This window comes from Bosea sp. PAMC 26642 (assembly GCF_001562255.1).
Classification (GTDB): Bacteria; Pseudomonadota; Alphaproteobacteria; order Rhizobiales; family Beijerinckiaceae; genus Allobosea.
In genome coordinates this window covers 4,515,819-4,534,136 of the sequence record NZ_CP014301.1, presented here as the reverse complement: position 1 = coordinate 4,534,136, position 18,318 = coordinate 4,515,819, and the positions used below count along the sequence as shown (strand labels likewise).

Here is an 18,318-nt window from a genome sequence, read left to right as displayed (position 1 = left end):
CCGTGCGGCAGGCTGCGAAGGCGATCAGGCGAGGCCCCTGCTATAATCCCGGGCTGCGGGTGCCACAACCCGAGGCGCGAGAAACCGCCTCAATCGTGCGGATCAAGTTGCGGAACTGGTAACCAATTGGCAAAGAGCTTGGGCGCAGTGCAGCAATCGACCGTATCGGTCGATGCGGATGAATGATCTGCCTGAAGGGACTGTCGATGGAAAACTGGGTTGAAGCACTGGTCCTGGGCCTCGTCGAGGGCCTGACCGAGTTCCTGCCCGTCTCCTCGACCGGCCATTTGCTGCTGCTCGGGCATTTCCTCGGCTTTGAATCCAACGGCAAGAGCTTCGAGGTGCTGGTGCAGCTCGGCGCGATCCTGGCGATTACGCTGGTCTATTTCCGCCGCTTGCTCGACATCGCGCTGCGCCTGCGCACCGACCCGACGGCGCGGCGCTTCCTCATCGGCGTTCTGGTCGCCTTCCTACCGGCGGCGCTGATCGGCGCCGTCCTGCACGGCTTCATCAAGGGCGTGCTGTTCAACCCCTTCCTGGTCTGCTGCGCGCTGATCGCCGGCGGGCTTGTGCTGCTGGTGGTCGACGAACTGGAACTCGAGGTGAAGCACACCGACGCCACCACCTTCCCGCTGCCGATGTATCTCAAGATCGGCTTCATCCAGTGCCTGGCGATGATTCCCGGCGTCTCGCGCTCGGGCTCGACCATCGTCGGCGCGATGCTGTTGGGCGCCAGCAAAAGAGCGGCGGCCGAGTTCTCCTTCTTCTTGGCCATGCCGACCATGGCCGGCGCCTTCGCCTACGACCTGCTCAAGAACTACAAGGTCCTGACCTTCGACGACACGATCCTGATCGTGATCGGCTTCGTCGCGGCCTTCTGCTCGGCGCTCGTCGTGGTCCGCGTGTTTCTGGACTACGTCTCAAAGCGCGGCTTCTCGCTCTTCGCCTGGTGGCGGATCGTGGTCGGGCTGGTTGGCCTGGCGGGGCTCTGGATCGTCGGGTAAGGCTTTTAAAAGTCGCTACGCCGAGCGCGCATCGGTCAGCGGCGCCGCCAGCGTTTGCGCGCTGATCGTCGCGACCGTGGGCAGGGAGCCGGGCTGGCGCTCGACCATGCGATGCACGACGGGCGGATGCGGCCCCTTGTGAAGCGCGCGGACGCGGTCGCCGATTTCGGCATCGGCCTGGGTGACACGCTGGTTCTGGCGGACATATTCGACCCAGGTCGGGCTGTCATAGCGCTCGACCCAGAGTTCGGCATCGGTGAGATCACGCAGCAGCGCCCAGTGGCGCGCGCCGTCGCGGCGGCGGATGCGGCGGCGCTCGGCCATCGCATTGAGAAAAGCGACGACATCGGCTTCGGCGATCCGATATTCGATCGTCACGATCACGGGTCCGCTGCGCGGCTCGATGTCTACGGCGACAGTGGGCTCGCGCCAGCGGCTGAGGGGATCCAGGTTGAGCGCCTCCAGCGGCGGCAGCGCATAGCGCAGCCCAATCGCGGCGCCCGCCAGCAGGGCGAGCCCCGCCAGCAGCAGGGCCTGTTCGGGGCCGAAATGGACCGTAGCCTTGCCCCAGACCCAGCTGCCGATCGCCATGCCGCCGAACGCGCCCATCTGGTAGAGCGCCAGTGCTCGCCCGACGACCCAGCGCGGAGCGGAAAGCTGGACGGTGGCGTTGAAGGTCGAGAGGGTCATGACCCAGCAGGCGCCGGCCACGCCGAGCGCCGGCATGGTGAACCACAGCGTCCTACTGATCGCGATGATCGCGACCGCAACCGCGAAGGCCGTGAAGGTCAGGCGAACCAGCGCCTCCGTGCTCAACAGGCGCCGCAGCCGCGCGCTTGCGAACGCGCCGCAGACTGCGCCGGCGCCGAAGGCGCCGAGCAGGATGCCGAAGGTAAGCGGCCCGCCGACGACGAGGTCGCGCGCGACCAGCGGCAGCAGGGCCAGCGCCACGATGCCGCCGAATCCGAAGGCAAAACTGCGCAGGATGACGCTGCGGATATTGGGCGACATCGCGACATAGCGCAGCCCCGCCCCCATCGCGATCCAGAGCGTCTCGCGCGGCAAAAGCCGCTCGACCTTGGGCGGGCGCCAGCGAAACAGCACGACCATCAGCGAGATGTAGCTGAAGGCGTTGATCACGAAGGCGGCGACGGCGCCCGCGGCCGCCACGATCGCGCCGCCGATCGCAGGACCTACGCTGCGGGCGATGTTGAAGGCGACGCTGTTCAGTGTCACCGCGGCCGGCAGGTCGCGGCGCGGCACCATGTCGCCGACCGAGGACTGCCAGGCCGGATTGTTCAGCGCCGTGCCGCAGCCGATCAGGAAGGTGAAGCCCAGGAGCAGCCAGGGCGTTATCAGCCCGAACCAGGCGAAAGCGGCCAGAGCCACGGACACGCAGAGCATGAAGGCCTGCGCGACCAGCATGATCTTCCGGCGGTCGAAATTGTCCGAGACCGCGCCAGCGGCCAGCGAGAACAGCATTACCGGCAAGGTAGTGGAGGCCTGGACCAACGCGACCATGTCGGGAGAGGTCGAAATCGAGGTCATCATCCAGGACGCACCGACCGCCTGGATCAGCCCGCCGAAATTGGAGGAGAGGCTGGCCAGCCACACGGCGCGAAAAATTGGCTGGCGCAGCGGCAGAAAGGGCGAACTGCGCTCGTCGGGCGCTACCAGACCTTCGGCGGCGAGATCGGCAGCGGCGACGTCGGCGACCGGCTGGGCATGTTCATCGGTTGGCATATCACAGGGTTAAAGGCTGGGGCCCGGACTGCCAACCATGAAAGGCGGTTCCGGCGTCACGAGCCCGCCTGCACCGGCGCCGGATTGCGGGCACCCCTCGGCTGTCTTGCGGCCGGCGCGCGCCAGGCGTGAGCCACCGCCACGACGAGTCCCGCCAGCGCGACCCAATGTCCCGGCCGCAGGAATGCCGGATCCTGATAGGTGACGACATCGAAATTGGCCTGGAACACCATCCAGGCCGAGACGCCGGTCGTCAGGGCATACCAGACCGTCTCGCACAAGGCGGTCGCGAGTCCTGTCGCCAGCGCGGCAGCGACGAGAACAGGCGTGGAGAACCAGATCTTGAATCGGTTCAGTCCGCGATACACGAGGAGCAGCGCGAACAGCCCGTTCAGCAAGGCCGGCTGCGTCACGTCGATCTTCGACTGCAGCGCGAAATGCAGCAGGCCGAGACCGGTGATGAGATAAACGAGATTGTGCAGACGCTGCCAGTTCTTCGCGCCCATGCGTTTGATCATGCCGTCCGTAGAGGTAACGCCGAGCGCGACGAGCCCGATCAGCGCGACGAAGCCGACCGTCAGGTAAAAGCGCTTCACGATCTCCGAGACGATCAGCCCCCAGTCGAAGGAAAGGTCGATGCAGTAGAGCAGCAAATGCGCAACGGCATAGGCCAGGACGGAGAGCCCCAGCATCCGGCGGATGCCGATGAGCTTGCCCCAGTCGAGCAGCTTGCGGAATGGCGAGACCGCGAGCGTGACCAGAAGCAGTCGGATCGCCCAGGTGCCGGTGTCGTGCACCGCGCGCGTCCAGGGCTTTGAGCCGAGCTGCCCGGTCCAGGCCTCGTAGGCCAGGATCAGCGCCGGCACCAGCACCAGCGCGAAGGCCACGGCACGGAAGGCCGAGAAACGGCCTTGCCGGTCCAGCCATGGCATGTATCCGCGCAACCCTGCTGCCGTCATTCGATCCTCACCGTTTCGTCGTCGATGTCGCATGAGATACGCGACACGTGTTGCTTGTGTCCTGCACGTCTGCACACAAGGCTGTGAGCATGACACTGGCCGTAGCTACAACGCGAGACCGCGCGGGCATTCGGCTTACAGGCGATCCATTTCGAATCGGTCGATCTCAGGGCATGCACCATGCAGGCTCGGCGTCGCGATCTGACGGGCGTCTTGCCGAACGCCGATCCCGGTGCCATTGCAGGACCAGCCATCCTCCGAGAGACGGGTTCCCCATGACCAAGCTGATCGTCACCGCCGGCCCCTTCACCTTCGAGGGGCAGCTCGAGCTCGAAGCCGCGCCCAAGACCTGCGCCGCCTTCCTCCGGCACCTGCCGTTCGAGAGCAAGATCGTGCATGTGCGCTGGAGCGGCGAAGGCGTCTGGATGCCGCTGGGCGAGCTCGATTTCGGCGTCGGCTACGAGAACCACACCAGCTATCCCGCGCCCGGACAGATCATCCTCTATCCCGGCGGGATCAGCGAGACCGAGATCCTTCTCGCCTATGGCGGCGTGCACTTTGCCAGCAAGATGGGCCAGCTCGCCGGCAACCACTTCATCACCCTGACTTCGGGGCTGGAGAACCTCTACACGCTCGGCCGCAAGACGCTCTGGGAAGGCGCCCAGGAGATCAAGTTCACGCTGGCCTGAGCAGGATATCGCTCAGGAGCGGGTTCCCCGCTCCGCTACTTCCCCATCACCAGATTGGGCAGCCAGGTCGTCAGCGGCGGCCAGAGCGTGATCGCGACCAGGACGGCCAGCAGCGGCAGCAGCCAGGGGATGATCGCCCGCGACATCGCCTCGAAGCTGATCCCGGCGATCTTCGAGGTGACGAAGAGCACGACGCCGACCGGCGGGGTGATCGTCCCGATCATCAGATTGAGTACGAAGATCAGCCCGAACTGGATCGGGTCGATGCCGAACTGAGCCGCCGCCGGCACCAGGATCGGGATCAGGATCAGCATCGCCGCCAGCGCCTCCATGAAGCAGCCGACGAAGAGCAACAGCAGATTGACGATCAGCAGGAACATCAGCGGATTGCCGGCCAGATCGACCAGCATGGGCCCCATCGTCTGCGGAATCCGTGAGATCGACAGGCACCAGCCGAGCGCGGCCGCCGTCATTACCAGCGCCAGCACGACGCCCGTGGTCTCGACGGTCTGGACCACGAGCTCCGGCAGATCGTCGAGATCGAAGCTGCGATAGACGAAAAGCCCAAGTACAAGCGCGTAAGCCGTGGCGACGGCCGCAGCCTCGGTCGGCGTGAAGATGCCGGCCATCATCCCGCCGAACAGGATGACCGGCGTCATCAGCGCCCAATGCGCTTCCTTGTAGGCGACCCAGAGCTGCGCCGCGCCGGGAAATGGATGGCGCGGCAGGTCGCGCTTGCGGGCGACATGCACCACCATCGCCATCAGCGCGCCGGCCATCAGCAGGCCGGGAATGACACCGGCCAGGAACAGTCCGCCGATCGAGACATCGGCCGAGACGCCATAGATCACCATCGGCAGCGAGGGCGGGATGATCGGGCCGATCGTCGCCGAGGCTGCCGTGATCGCAGCCGCCGTCTCGGCATCGTAGCCCTCGTCCTTCATCGCCTTGATCTCGAGCGTGCCGACGCCGCCGGCATCCGCCACCGCCGAGCCCGACATGCCCGCGAAGATCACGCTGGCGAGGATGTTGGCGTGGCACAGCCCGCCGCGCAGCCAGCCTACGCAGGCGGTGGCGAAGGCGAAGATCCGGTCGGTGATCCCGGCCGAGTTCATGATGTTGCCCATCAGGATGAACAAAGGCGCCGCCAGCAGCGGGAAGGAATTGGCCGATTGCGCGATCTTCTGCGGCACGATGCCGAGCGGAAAGCCGCCGAGGAAGGCAAAGGCGATCGCCGCCAGCCCCATCGAGACGAACAAGGGAACGCCGATCAAAAGCGAGGCGAACCAGACCGGGAGGATCTGCAGCATGATGGCGGTCATAGCGGCTGGCTCCCGGGTTCCGGCGCAGCGAATTTGCGGCCCGCCACCACGTCGGCAATCTCGGCTACGGCCTGCAGGATCAGAGCGAGGCCGGCCAGCGGCATGACGATGTAGAGCGCCGCGCTGGACACCGGCAGGGCGATCGACTCGACATCCCAGTTGCGCTCGATCAAGGCGAAGGAATAGCGGATCAGCACGGCGGCGAAGACGATGATCAAGGCTTGAGTGACGATCTCCAGCACGCGTCCCGCGCCCTCGGGCAGCTTCTCGGCGAAGACCGTAATGCGGATATGCGAGCGCCGCCGCGCGGCGATGATCCAGCCGACGAAGCCGGTCCAGACCAGTAGGTACTGCGCGAGTTCGTCCGTCCAAGCCAGCGGCGCATTGAGCTGGCGAGACAGCACGCCGAGCAGCACGGCCGTCAGCAGCGCCAGCAGCAGCACCACGGCGGACCAGCGCACGATGCGGTCTGAGAGGTGGAGGAGGGATTTCAAAGCATCAGCACCATTGACGACGATCACGATGAAACACGCCGGGTCATCCCGGGCGCAGCGAAGCGGAGATCCGGGATCCATGCCGGAACGGTTCAGGCATGGATCCCGGATCTGCGCCGCTACGCGGCTTGTCCGGGATGACCCGGAGAGTGGCGGGCCCGCCTCAGCTCACAGCGCCGCGAGCGCGTCCCAGGTGCCCTTGCCCCATTTGCCCTCGAACTGCTTGGGCAGGGTGGCCAGAACCGGCTTGGAGAAGCTTTCGAGATCGGGCTCGGTCACGGTCATGCCGGCGGCCTTCAGCGTTGCGACGAGGCTGCCCTCCTGACTCGACAGTTCCGCATCCTGCCAGGTGACGCCCTCGGCGATAGCCGCCTCCAGCAGGCTCCGGTCGGCATCCTTCAGCCCTTTCCAGAAATCGGCGTTCACGATGACGAGGCGCGGCGTGATGATGTGGCCGGTCAGGATCAGGTGCTTCTGCACCTCCTGCAGCTTGGCGCTGTGGATCGTCGGCAGCGGGTTCTCCTGCCCATCGACGGCGCCCTGGCTCAGCGCCAGATACAGCTCGTTGAAGTTGACCGGCGTCGCCTTGGCGCCCCAGGCCTCGACCATGGCTCGGAAGGTATCGACCGGCGGCACCCGGAGCTTGAGGCCGACGACGTCGGCTGCGCTCTTCACCACCTTGGAACCCGTGGTCAGGTGGCGCTTGCCATAATAGGTCACAGCGGCCATGCGCATGCCGCGCTTCTTCTCCAGCTCGGCGTTCATCTGGGTGAAGACCGGCGCGGTGGCGACCTTCGACATATGGGCGGCGTCGCGCCAGAGATAGGGCGCCTCCACCACCGAAAGCTGCGGCAGAAACGAGCCGAGCGCGGCCGCCCCGTCGGTCGTCATGGTCAGCGCGCCCGAAGCCACCGACTCCATCATGTCCTTGCCGGAGCCAAGCTGGCCGGCGGGGAAGGTCTGGATATCGACGCGGCCGGAGGTCTTCTCCTTCACCGCCTTGCTGATGCGCTCGACCATCTGCACCTGCGGGTGAGTCGCAGGCAGCATCTCGCCCCAGCGCAGAACGGTTGCCTGCGCGCGTAGGACGGCGGGCATGAACAGCGCGACACCGCCGGCGGCGGAGCCCTTGAGAAGCGTGCGTTTCGTCAGTCTGGTCATCGTGGTCTCCTCCCAATGCGGCCGGTTATCCAGCTCGATCTCGTTTCCGGCCTCGTTCGAGAGCCGGCTATCCCTTAGCGATCCCAAGTGCCCCATCATTCCGGGCGCAGCGAAGTTGAGACCCGGAATCCATCGTCGAGGACCGGCGGTATCTTATGATGGATTCCGGATCGGCACCGCTGTGCGGCTTGTCTGGAATGACGGAGTGGTTCCCTTTCAATTCCTCGTCAGTAGCTCATCGCCCGGTTTCGGGCGTTGCCGATATGGACCGCCATTTCAGCGGCGGCGGCGTCTGGGTCGCGCGTCTCGATCGCCGCTATGATCTTGAGATGGTCCTGCATCACCGGCACCAGGATGTGGTTCTGTATCCGGGTTTCGTATTGCCGGATCAGCCTGATCTTCAGCCAGGTGACACGGAAGGCCTTCGAGACGATGTCGTTGTCGAGATGGTCGATGATCGCCTCGTGCATCAGGCGGTCGACGTCCTCGGCATCCTCGATCAGCGCCTCGTCGCCGCCGGCCTGCGCGCGGGCGACGATCGCCTCGTGCCGAGCGCGCTGCTGCGCGATCTCATCGTCGGTCGCGTTCAACGTATAGAGCGCCGTCGCCTCCTTTTCGAGGAAGAGCCGAAACTGGAAGGCGTTGCGGATCAGATCGAGATCGACATGGGCGACCTGCATGCCGCGCTGCGGCACGGTCTTGATCAGCCCCTCGGCCTCGAGTCGCGGGATCAGCTCGCGGATCGCTCCGAGCGGGAAGCCCGTCATGGCCACGAGTTCGCGCTGGGTGACGAATTGGCCGGGCTTGATCTCGCGCGCCAGCAGTCGCTCGGTGAAGGAAGCATAAGCCCGCTCCCGCAGTTTCAGCGGTTCGGCCTCGGGTGCGTCCTCCTCCGACTGGCTCAACGCCGCCTCCTCAGGCTGCCTTGGCGCGGGTGATCGTGTCGAAGGCGGCGATGAGGCGCTTGCGTTGAGCCTCGTCGAGGGCCGCGAGCGGCGGCGCCATCGCGCCGTAGCCGGCGTCGCCATGCACATGGCCGACCAGCGCTTTCACCGCCGCCATGACGGGGTAGGAGCAGATTTCGTCGACGAGCGCATTGATGACGGGGCTGTCGGTGCCTTCATAGACCAACGGGCGCACGAGATGCGGCACGATATTGGAGACGCCGCAGATCGAGCCCTGCGCGCCTGCGCGCACGGCGCGGGCGAGCTGGCGCTCGTCGCCGACGAGGATCGCCAACTCGCCATGGGCCTTGAGGAAGGCCTCGGTCGAGGCATAGTCGCCGGAGGAATCCTTGACGCCGGTGACGACGCCGGGGAACGCCTTCTTGAGACGGTCGACCAGCGCGACGCTGATGGAAACCGCCGTGACCGAGGGGATATGGTACAGGATGGTGCTGCGGGCGGATGTGCCCAATGCCTCGAAGAACTGCGAGAACCAAGCATAAAGCGCCTCGTCACCGATGCCCTTGAAATAGAAGGGCGGGGCCAGCAGCAGGCCCTTCACGCCGGCGTTCACGGCGATGCGGGCCTGGGCCAGCGCATCCTCCAGCGAGGAGGCGGCGATGCCGGCATAGATCCGTGACGGTTCGACGCCGGCACCCAGCAGGGCGCCCATCATCTGGTCGCGGGCGGAAAGGCCGAGCCCCGCACCCTCACCCGTCGTGCCGTAGAGCGTCAACGAATCGCAGCCCTCCGCCAGGACATGTTTGGCGTGGCGGACGAGGCGCGGCAGATCGACGGCCCCGCCCGGATGCATCGGCGTCGTCATGGCGCAGGAAAGGCCGAAGCGGTTGGGATCGAGGGCCATGGTCGGGTCTTTCTCCAGATGAATGTCAGGCTGACAGGTTCTTATGCGTATTCGGAACGTCGGCAGGGACGCCTGCGGAAGCGATCTCAGCCATCCTTCAGCCCTCCCGCCGAGAGGCCGGCGACGATCTGGCGCTGGGCGATGACGGTGACGAGCAGGACGGGCAGCGTGACCAGCAGCGCGGCGGCCGCCAGCGGCCCCCACGAAATCTGCTCGAAGGTCAGCGAGTTGTAGACCGCCGAGGGCAGGGTGCGACTGTTCTTGCCGCCGAGCACGACCGAGAAGATGAAGTTGTTCCACGAGAAGATGAAGGCGAGGATGCCGCCGACGACGATGCCGGGCAGCGCCAGCGGCAGGGCGACATGGCGGAAAGCCTGCCAGGTGGTGGCGCCGTCGATGCGCGCGGCGTCCTCCAGCTCCATCGGCACGTTCTCGAAATAGCCGATCATGATCCAGACGATGATCGGGATGGTGATGACGAGATGGGTGATGACGAGTGCTGTGATCGTGCCGACGAGGCCGGTGATCTGGAAGAGAAGGAACAGCGGGATCAGATAGGACAAAGCCGGCGTCATGCGGGCGATCAGGATCAGGATGGCGAACTTCGCCGCTTTGCCGCGCGCGATCCCGTAGCCCGCCGGGACGCCGACGAGCAGCCCGATCAGCACCGCCCCGCCGGTGACCAGGATCGAGTTCCAGAGATACAGCGCGAAATTGTTCTGCGCGAAGACGTCGATGTAGTTCTTCAGCGTCGGCGGATTGGGGATGAAGACCGGGGGGAAGGCCGTGTTGTCGAGTTCGTTCTTGAACGACAGCGACAGCATCCAGAGGAAAACGAGCACGGCCGGCGAGACCAGCACGAAGACGGAGGCATAGAAGCCGAGCTTTGTGGCGAGGCGCTTCATGAAATGGTCCTCCACCAGCTCTTGACGCTGACCTTTCCGTCATTCCGGGCGGAGCGAAGCGCAGACCCGGAATCCTTGCCTGGACCTCCCGAGACCAGCGTTCCGGCATGGATTCCGGGTCGACCTGCGGTCGCCCGGAATGACGGCGTATTTCCTCGCGAAACTACCATCACGCGTTCCACTTCGACTTCTGGCGCGCATAGAGCAGCAGCAGGGAGAGCATGATCACGATGATGAAGAAAATCACCACCACGGCCGAGGCGTAGCCGATCTTGTAGAACTGGAAGGCTTGCAGATAGAGGAAGATGTTGAGCGTTTCCGACGCCGTTCCCGGTCCGCCCTGGGTGATCACGAAGATCGTGTCGAAGGCTTTCAGCGCATCGATGGTGCGGATCACGATCGCGACCATGATGAAGGGCCAGACCAGCGGCAGCGTGATGTGGCGGAACATGTGCCAGGCATTGGCGCCGTCGATCAGCGCGGATTCGTAGGGTTCGCGCGGCAGTCCGGCGAGGCCGCCGAGCACGATCAGCATGACCAGCGGCGTCCAGTGCCAGACCTCGACCAGGATCAGCGTCGGGATCACCGTTGCGGGATCGTAGACCCAGTTCTGCGGGCCGATGCCGACCAGCGAGAGCAGATAATTCAGCACGCCGAGCTGCGGGTGGAACATCATCGTCCAGACCAGCGCGACCGCGACAGGCGTCGCCATCATCGGCATGATGAACACGGCACGCAGCAGGCCGCGGAAGGGGAATTCGCGGTGAAAGACGAGCGCCGCCGCTGTGCCGAACAGGATCGGCAGCACGACCGCCAGCACCGTGAAGTAGAACGTATGCCCCATCGATTCGACGAAGCGCGCATCGCGGAACAGGTCGACGAAATTCTGCATGCCGACGAATTCCGGCCCGGCGCCGATCTTCCAGTCCTGCGTCGACATGTAGAGCGTGAACAGCCAGGGAAACACGATCACGCCGAAGACGATCAGCACCGCCGGCAGCGAGAACAGCCAGTAGCGCGGCGTGAAATCAGCCGAATGCTTGAACGGCACGGACTGCGGGACGGCAAGTCCGGCGGCCGGGAGGCTTGAAGTGGTCATCGTCATATCCGCTCCGATGATGAGCTAAGCCGTCATGCCCACCCGGGTGGCGAGCATCCACGTCTTCACGCGACGATGGCCGGCGAAGATGGGGATGGTCGGGGCGAGCCCGACCATGACGGGAGCAAGCTCAAGCCTGTTCGCTTTTTTCGAGGATCGGCTTGAAGGTCTCGGTCGCCTTCTTCAGCTCCGTGGCCGAATCCCCGCCAGTCAGCGTGTTGGTGATCGCCACGCCAAAGACGTCGCGGAACTCCGTCACGGGAATGATCTGAGGCAGGCCGGCGCGGGCAATCTTGCCGGATTCCGCCAAACACTCGAAATACTGCTTGGGGAAGCGCGAGCCGGCCGAGGCTTCCGGGCTGCTCAGCGCCGAAAGGCGCCCGGGCGCGCCGGCGCCGGCCTTGATCATGGCGAGCTGATTGCCCTTGTTGCACATGTACTGGAGATAGAGCCAGGCGGCCTGCTTGTTCTTCGAGGAGCGCGCGATGCCGAGGCCGTCGCCAAACAGGGCCGAGTGATGCGCCTTGGGACCAGCCGGCGTCACGCCATAGCCGACCTTGCCGACGATGCGCGACTTGGTGGCATCCTCGAGCGGCGTGGCGAAGCCGATGCCGTCGAGCCACATCGCGGCACGGCCCTGCATGAAGGTCGTCTGGCACTCGTTCCAGTTGAAGCCGACGACGCCGGCCGGGCCGTAATCCTTGTTGAGCTTGCGGTACATGTCCGCCGCCCAGATCGCCTCTGGCCCGTCGGTCTGCAGCTTGCCGGTGGCCGAGACCGTCTCCAGGCCCTGGCCGAGCAGCCACGAGGTCCAGACCGGAATGTTGGCGTTCTTTAGGCCGCGCGAGACGAAGCCCGCGACGCCCTTGGCCGGATCGTGCAGTTTGCCGGCGGCGACGACCAGCTCGTCCATGGTCTTGGGATATTCGATCCCCTTCTGGGCGAACATCTCCTTGTTGTAATAGACCATCCAGAAATCGATGAAGTGCGGCAGGGTGTCGATCGAGCCGTCGGCCTGCTTGCCGAAATCGACCGCACCCGGCGCGAAGTCGGCATAGTCGAAATCAGGCGAGGTCAGCGAGGCGTCGGCCATGTAGGGCCGCAGGTCCTCCATCCACTTGCCCTTGGCCGAGAGCCGCTTCTGGACATGGAGCGCGAGCATCGTCACGTCGAAGGCCGGCTTGCCGGCGGAGAACTCGATCATCGCCTTCTGGCGCTGCTGTTGCTCCGGCACCTGCTCGGAGGAGACCTCGATGCCGGTGAGCGCGGTAAAGGCCTTCTCCTCGGACTGCATCAGATCGGAACGTGGGTTCTTGACCATCATCACGTCGAGCTTGGTGCCGGCAAAGCGCTTCCAGTTGAAGCTGGACTGGGCGTTCGCCTCGCGAATGATCGCAGGGGCGGCAATCGTACTCAGCGCACCGAGCATTGCGGCGTTGCGCAACAAGACGCGACGGGTCGGCTTGAGAATCTCAGATGACATCGGCGTCCTCCCTATGGACATGGCACAGCCCGTTGTCGGGCCTGTTGGTTGTGCGACCAGCCGCAGTGGCTTCACTTCGTCATGGTCGATCCGGCAACGAGGCTAGCGCCGTTCGTTCTCGGTTGCAAGCTAACATGTTGGCGTGCACATAGTGCTGGAGATGATCATGGAAACGCCGACCGTGCCCGCTATAAAAGCTCTCGCGAAGCGACTTCTCGGCCGCACGGGGCTGCCCGTCTCGACACTCGGCTTCGGCGGCGCCCCGCTCGGCGATCTGTATTCCAGGCTGGATGAGGCCGAGGCCGTCGCGACCGTAGAGGCTGCGCTCGCGGGCAGCGTGACCCTGATCGATACCTCGCCGCTCTATGGGCATGGCCTCTCCGAACACCGCATCGGCGCGGCGCTCCGGCGTGGCGCCGGCAGCGGCGTTGTCCTCTCGACCAAGGTCGGGCGAGTGGCGCAGCCCTTCGCAGGGCGTGGCGACGGGTCGGGCTATCTCGGCGGCCTGCCCCATGGAATGAGGTTCGACTATTCCTATGACGGCGCGATGCGCTCGCTGGAACAGTCGGCGCTGCGACTCGGCGTCGACCGGCTCGACGTCGTCCTGATCCATGACGTCGATATCTGGACGCATGGTGCCGATGCCATCGAGGCGCGTTTCAAGGAGGCCATGGACGGCGCCTATCGCGCGCTCGAAAGCCTGCGCGCAGCTGGCGCGGTCAAGGCGATCGGCGTCGGCGTCAACGAAGCACAGATGTGCGAGCGCTTCGCCCGCGCAGGCGATTTCGACACGATGCTGCTGGCGGGGCGCTATTCGCTGCTGGAGCAGCCGGCGCTCGCCTCCTTCATGCCGCTGGCGCTCGAGAAGGGCATCGGGCTGATGCTCGGCGGCGTGTTCAACTCCGGCATCCTCGCCACCGGCCCGGTGCCGGGCGCGAAGTACAACTACAAGCCGGCTCCGCCCGATATCCTCGCTCGCGTCGCAGCAATCGAAACCGTCTGCGCCCGTCATGGCGTGCCGCTCAGGCGGGCAGCGCTGCATTTCGCGCTCGGGCATCCGGCGGTGGTGAGCCTCGTCATGGGCGCGGTTTCGCCGGCCGAGGTCGAAGACCAGATCGCCGAACTCTCGGCAGCCGTACCGCCCGCGCTTTGGGTTGCACTCAAGACCGAGGGCCTGCTCGGACCCAATGTTCCGGTGCCGGGCTGAGCCGATGCGGATCGACGCCCATCAGCATGTCTGGACTCTCGCGCGCGGCGACTATGACTGGCTGACGCCGGCACTCGGCGTCATTCATCGCGATTTCGGCCCGAACGATCTGCAGTCGCTGCTGGCCACCCACCGCATCGACCGCACAATCCTCGTCCAGGCCGCGCCGACCGAGGCCGAGACGGCCTTTATGCTGGAGATGGCGGCGCGCACGCCCTTCGTGGCCGGTGTCGTCGGCTGGTGCGATTTCGAGGCGGCCGATGTCACGGAGCGTATCGCGCGGCTGGCCGGCAATCCACTTCTCATGGGCCTGCGGCCGATGGTGCACGATATCCCCGATCCGGACTGGCTGGCTCGGCCGACGCTGGCCCCAGCCTTCGCCGCGATGGTCGCGCATGGCCTCGTCTTCGACGCGCTGATCAAGCCCGCCCATATCGCGGCGACGCTAGCGATGGCCGGGCGCCATCCCGACCTGACTATTGTGATCGACCACGGCGCCAAGCCTGCTCTCATCGACTGCGATCTCGCGCATTGGCGGCGGGGCATCGCGGCGCTTGCTGCGCGTCCTAACGTGGTCTGCAAGCTATCGGGACTCGTCACGGAAGCAGCACCGGACTGGACGGTCGAGACGCTGCGCCCGGCGGTCGATCATCTGTTGGCAAGCTTCGGGCCGGAGCGCCTGATCTGGGGCAGCGACTGGCCGGTGGTGACGCTGCGCGCAAGCTATGGCCGGTGGGTCGAAACCGTCGAAGCCCTGCTCGCCGCAGTAGGCGAGACCGAGCGGGCCGCGATCATGGGTGAAAACGCCCGCCGGGTTTATCTGACGCAAAGGGGGCGGGGGTGAGCGCGCGCTCAATGGAAAGCATGATACCGCCGTCATTCCGGGCGCAGCGCAGCGGAGACCCGGAATCCATTATAGAGCATTGAGCTTTACGATGGATTCCGGATCGGCGCCGCTTTGCGCCTTGTCCGGAATGACGGCGCGCTCGACCGACGGATCGACACACAGGACACGACCAATGCTCAAGGGCCTCGACCCCATTTTGTCCGCCGACCTGCTCTGGATTCTCGCCGCGATGGGGCATGGCGACGATCTGGCGCTGGTCGATGCCAACCATCCCGCCGAGACGATCGCGAGCGCGACGACCAGCGGGCGGCTGGTGCGGCTGCCAGGACTGACCATGGGGCGTGCCGCCCGCGCCATCCTCTCCGTGCTGCCGATCGACGATTTCGAGCCGGATCCGGCGCGCCGCATGCAGGTGGTGGGAGATGCGGAGACGGTCCCGGCCGTGCAAGCCGAGGTCCAGCGGGAGCTCGATCGCGCGCTGGGCCATGCGCTGCCGCTTTCAGGCATCGAGCGCTTCGCCTTCTACGAGGCGGCCAAGGAGAGCTTTGCGGTCGTTCAGGTCGGCGATCCGCGACCCTATGGCTGCTTCCTGTTCCGCAAGGGCGTGATCGCGGGTTTGCCTGACCTCGCCGACTGAACATGCCGATCGGTAAGGATCGAAGGCGATGTCCTCCAACCTTTCATAGCGGGCGTTCGACCCGCGCACGCCACGGCGCTGTCGAGGGGGCGCGGGCATAGCGCGGTGGAAACGTTCACGAACCATTCACTTCAAGTTCATTCCGATGCGGCTAAGCATTTTCAAGATCCGTTCGCGGTCACGGGCATCGCCTGACGCAATCGGCATCTCGGTCCGGGGGGAACCGCAAGCTTGCAGCCGTCGAGCGATCCAGACGCAGGTGACGGCCTGCCGAATGACAGGCAGGTCGCCTGCCGATTCGCGCGGCTGACCGGCGGTTTCTGGCGCGGCAAAAGCGCGAGAAAAGCCTGGTTCTGGTCCCTTTCGCTCGCCGGGGCCATCGTCGTCTCCGTCTTCGCCAACGTTACCGTCAACCGCTGGAATGGCTGGTTCTTCGACGCGCTGGAGAAGAAAGACGGCGAGAGCGCACTGGTCGCGATGGCCGTCTTCCCGGTCCTTTGCCTGATCGTGGCGGGCATCGGCGTCGTCATCCTGATCTCGCGCGAGACTTTTCAGGTCCACTGGCGCGAGTGGGTGACGGGCAAGCTCACCGATGGCTGGGTCGGCGAACGCCGCTTCTTTCGGCTGTCGGCCTCGGGCTACGAGCCCGCCAACCCCGAATACCGCATCGCCGACGATATCCGCTGGGCGACGGAGCCGGTGGTCGATTTCGCCATCGGGCTGCTCTCCTCGATCATTACCGCGATCACCTTCATCGGCATCCTGTGGAGCATCGGCGGCAGCCTCACGCTCCATGCCGACAGCGGCCCAATCGAGATCCCGGCCTATATGGTGCTGGCGGCTATCGTTTACGCGGTCCTCGTCTCAGCTCTGATCAGCATCGTCGGGCGGCGCCTGCCGCGGCTGATCGCGGCGCGCAACGAGGGCGAGGCCCGGTTGCGCTTCGCGCTGATGCGCATTCGCGACCATGGCGAGACCATCGCGCTCGCCCGCGCCGAGACGGGCGAGCGCCGCGCCGTCGCGCAGACCTATGACGGCTTGGTGCAGCGCTGGCTCGCGATGATCCGCCAGCGCGGCCGGCTGACCTGGATCACCAACGGGTCCGGCGCGCTTGTGCCGGTGGTGCCGCTGCTGCTGGCCGCGCCGAAATACCTTGCGAGCGAGATGTCGCTGGGCGAGGTCGTCCAGGTCGCGGCCGCTTTTGTGGCCGTCCAGAACGCCTTCAACTGGCTGATGGATAATTTCATGCGTATCGCCGAATGGCTCGCCGCCGCGCGGCGCGTCAACGAACTTTCCGACGCGCTGGAGCGGGTCGACGGCCCGCCGCCCGGCGACCACCTCGCGGTGAAACCGAGCCGCGACGGGCTGCTGCGGCTCGACGAGGTCACGCTGATCGATCGCGACGGCCGCACGCTGGTCGCCGATGTGGCGTTCGCGCTGCCGCCGGGCGCGACGCTGCATCTTTCGGGCGAACTCGGCCTCGGCAAGGCCGCCCTGATCCAGGCGATGGCGGGGCTGTGGCCCTGGGGCCGGGGCGAAATCGCGCTGCCGGCCGGCGCGCTCGTCACCGTGGTGCCGCAGAAACTGCATCTTTCGACCGGGAGCCTGCGCGACGCGCTCGACACAAGCGTATCGTTGCCCCACCACGCGCTGGCGACGGCCTTGCAGCGCTACGGCCTGTCGCATCTGGTCCCGGCGCTCGACGAGAGCCGCGACTGGGACAAGGAACTCGCCACGGGCGACAGGCAGCGCCTGGCGCTGGCTCGGGCCGAACTGGAGCGGCCCGACGTCGTCCTGCTCGACGAGGCGACCAATGCGCTCGACACCGATACGGCGCTCGAACTCCTGGCCGCGCTGCGCGAGATGCGACCCGATGCGATGATCCTCGCCTTCGGCCACAGCGCCGGCTTTACGGAGGCCGCGACGCACCGACTGGCGATGAAGCGGGCCGGCGGTGTCGTGCGGATGGTCACCCAAGACCTGCCGCCGCAGGCCAAAAGCCGTATCGAACTCGCCGAGCAGTCGCCCTGATGCCACCCGGTGTTCAGCCGAAGTTCAGCCAAGTCGCGCCTTCTGGACGACAACCGCCCCACCCTAACCGACACCGGACGCAAGGCCGGCCTAGCCGATGGAGCCGACGAGCATGAACGCCGCGCCGATGAACATCTGGGACGTCTATTGGGGCCTGCGCGTCGAACAATGCCCTTGCGACGTGCATTTCGTCGAATGGATCGAAGAGCAGGGCCTGACCGGCAAACGCATCTACCATTTCGGCACCGGCGGGCATCACTATGTCGGCATCCGCTGCGCCGAGCCGGAGCTGAACAACACCGTGCTGGGCATCACAGCTTCGCCGAAGGAGTACGATGCCTTCGTCAAGCTGGCGACCGGCAACCCGACGATCACCAAGACCTACAGCGCCTATTTCGGCGACATCTACACCAGCAACGCCAAACTGCTGCCGCGCTTCGACGTCGTCACGCTGTTCCACTCCTGCGAATTCCGCACCGAGGCCAACGATGCCTATGGGGCGCTGACCGACCACGAGGTGATCGATCTCTTCACCGCCCAGACCGATGCCGGCGGGCATCTCCTGTTCTATACCGGCTCGTTCGCCTATGCCTCGGCGGAGCCGATCATCGCGGATTGGGCGAAGACCGCGCCGGTCGAAGAGGTCACGGCATTCAAGTCGCTGCGGGTCTTCAGAAAAACGGCCTGAGGGTGCCGGACCGTCGATCGGTCTGCGCCATGGCCGATGTCCCATCTGCTCCAATATCGCCGAAAAAGTTCACCTCACCCTCGGCATGAGCCCGGCGGATTCGCCGCGCCCTCCCGGCTTGTGCATTGCCGACAAGGCGCTATGTCTCACGTCCGGCGTGTGTCATGCGCGTCCTCGTTCCAACAGGGGTCTTGCGCGGCTGCGCCCGGCCACACCAGTCTTTCGAAAGTTCGCGTATGT

At 65.6% G+C, this 18,318-nt stretch carries 17 protein-coding genes; 7 read left to right on the top strand and 10 right to left on the bottom strand.

Annotated elements, in window-relative coordinates; all coding sequences use genetic code 11:
• Positions 1-206 precede the first annotated feature (206 nt).
• Positions 207-1,004 carry an undecaprenyl-diphosphate phosphatase gene (locus tag AXW83_RS21700; protein ID WP_066621020.1) on the top strand — a complete coding sequence of 266 codons (798 nt, stop codon included), beginning with the start codon at positions 207-209 and terminating at the stop codon, positions 1,002-1,004.
• A gap of 15 nt (positions 1,005-1,019) precedes the next feature.
• On the opposite strand, the gene AXW83_RS21695 is transcribed toward AXW83_RS21700, so the two are convergent.
• Both AXW83_RS21695 and AXW83_RS21690 read right to left on the bottom strand, forming a co-directional pair.
• Entirely contained in the window at positions 1,020-2,747 is a 1,728-nt protein-coding gene (locus AXW83_RS21695; RefSeq protein WP_082767314.1) for an MFS transporter, read from the bottom strand.
• Positions 2,748-2,803: 56 nt separating this feature from the next.
• Positions 2,804-3,679 carry a protein-methionine-sulfoxide reductase heme-binding subunit MsrQ gene (locus AXW83_RS21690; protein WP_210179620.1) on the bottom strand — a complete coding sequence of 292 codons (876 nt, stop codon included), beginning with the start codon at positions 3,677-3,679 and terminating at the stop codon, positions 2,804-2,806.
• A gap of 302 nt (positions 3,680-3,981) precedes the next feature.
• Here AXW83_RS21690 and AXW83_RS21685 point away from each other — a divergent pair, with 302 nt between their 5' ends.
• Complete coding sequence (locus tag AXW83_RS21685) at positions 3,982-4,395, top strand: DUF3830 family protein (protein WP_066617188.1); 414 nt, start codon at positions 3,982-3,984, stop codon at positions 4,393-4,395.
• Positions 4,396-4,430: 35 nt separating this feature from the next.
• On the opposite strand, the gene AXW83_RS21680 is transcribed toward AXW83_RS21685, so the two are convergent.
• From AXW83_RS21680 to AXW83_RS21645, 8 genes are all read right to left on the bottom strand, one after another.
• A complete protein-coding gene (locus tag AXW83_RS21680; RefSeq protein WP_066617185.1) occupies positions 4,431-5,717 on the bottom strand; it encodes a TRAP transporter large permease in 1,287 nt (428 codons plus the stop codon).
• Entirely contained in the window at positions 5,714-6,178 is a 465-nt protein-coding gene (locus tag AXW83_RS21675) for a TRAP transporter small permease (protein WP_236841735.1), read from the bottom strand. Before AXW83_RS21675 ends, AXW83_RS21680 begins: the two co-directional genes overlap by 4 nt.
• A 201-nt stretch (positions 6,179-6,379) precedes the next feature.
• On the bottom strand, positions 6,380-7,372 hold the full coding sequence (locus AXW83_RS21670; protein WP_066621014.1) for a sialic acid TRAP transporter substrate-binding protein SiaP: 993 nt from the start codon (positions 7,370-7,372) through the stop codon (positions 6,380-6,382).
• Positions 7,373-7,599: 227 nt separating this feature from the next.
• Positions 7,600-8,277 (bottom strand): GntR family transcriptional regulator, encoded by a 678-nt coding sequence (locus tag AXW83_RS21665; RefSeq protein ID WP_066617181.1) that lies wholly within the window; start codon positions 8,275-8,277, stop codon positions 7,600-7,602.
• Positions 8,278-8,287: 10 nt separating this feature from the next.
• Complete coding sequence (locus tag AXW83_RS21660; RefSeq protein WP_066617178.1) at positions 8,288-9,181, bottom strand: dihydrodipicolinate synthase family protein; 894 nt, start codon at positions 9,179-9,181, stop codon at positions 8,288-8,290.
• An 86-nt stretch (positions 9,182-9,267) separates the two neighbouring features.
• Positions 9,268-10,086 carry a carbohydrate ABC transporter permease gene (locus tag AXW83_RS21655; protein ID WP_066621012.1) on the bottom strand — a complete coding sequence of 273 codons (819 nt, stop codon included), beginning with the start codon at positions 10,084-10,086 and terminating at the stop codon, positions 9,268-9,270.
• Positions 10,087-10,255: 169 nt separating this feature from the next.
• A complete protein-coding gene (locus AXW83_RS21650) occupies positions 10,256-11,185 on the bottom strand; it encodes a carbohydrate ABC transporter permease (RefSeq protein WP_066621007.1) in 930 nt (309 codons plus the stop codon).
• 130 nt (positions 11,186-11,315) lie between these two features.
• Positions 11,316-12,668: an ABC transporter substrate-binding protein gene (locus AXW83_RS21645; protein WP_066617176.1), complete on the bottom strand. Its 1,353-nt coding sequence runs from the start codon at positions 12,666-12,668 to the stop codon at positions 11,316-11,318.
• A 166-nt stretch (positions 12,669-12,834) separates the two neighbouring features.
• Here AXW83_RS21645 and AXW83_RS21640 point away from each other — a divergent pair, with 166 nt between their 5' ends.
• The 5 genes from AXW83_RS21640 (at position 12,835) to AXW83_RS21620 (ending at position 18,078) form a co-directional block, all read left to right on the top strand.
• Positions 12,835-13,875 (top strand): aldo/keto reductase, encoded by a 1,041-nt coding sequence (locus AXW83_RS21640; protein ID WP_210179619.1) that lies wholly within the window; start codon positions 12,835-12,837, stop codon positions 13,873-13,875.
• A gap of 4 nt (positions 13,876-13,879) precedes the next feature.
• Positions 13,880-14,719 (top strand): amidohydrolase family protein, encoded by an 840-nt coding sequence (locus AXW83_RS21635; protein ID WP_066617174.1) that lies wholly within the window; start codon positions 13,880-13,882, stop codon positions 14,717-14,719.
• A 175-nt stretch (positions 14,720-14,894) separates the two neighbouring features.
• Positions 14,895-15,359: an RbsD/FucU family protein gene (locus AXW83_RS21630; RefSeq protein ID WP_066617171.1), complete on the top strand. Its 465-nt coding sequence runs from the start codon at positions 14,895-14,897 to the stop codon at positions 15,357-15,359.
• 231 nt (positions 15,360-15,590) lie between these two features.
• Positions 15,591-17,390 carry an ABC transporter ATP-binding protein/permease gene (locus AXW83_RS21625; protein WP_066617164.1) on the top strand — a complete coding sequence of 600 codons (1,800 nt, stop codon included), beginning with the start codon at positions 15,591-15,593 and terminating at the stop codon, positions 17,388-17,390.
• 112 nt (positions 17,391-17,502) lie between these two features.
• Positions 17,503-18,078 (top strand): hypothetical protein, encoded by a 576-nt coding sequence (locus AXW83_RS21620; protein WP_210179618.1) that lies wholly within the window; start codon positions 17,503-17,505, stop codon positions 18,076-18,078.
• The last annotated feature ends 240 nt before the right edge of the window (positions 18,079-18,318 follow it).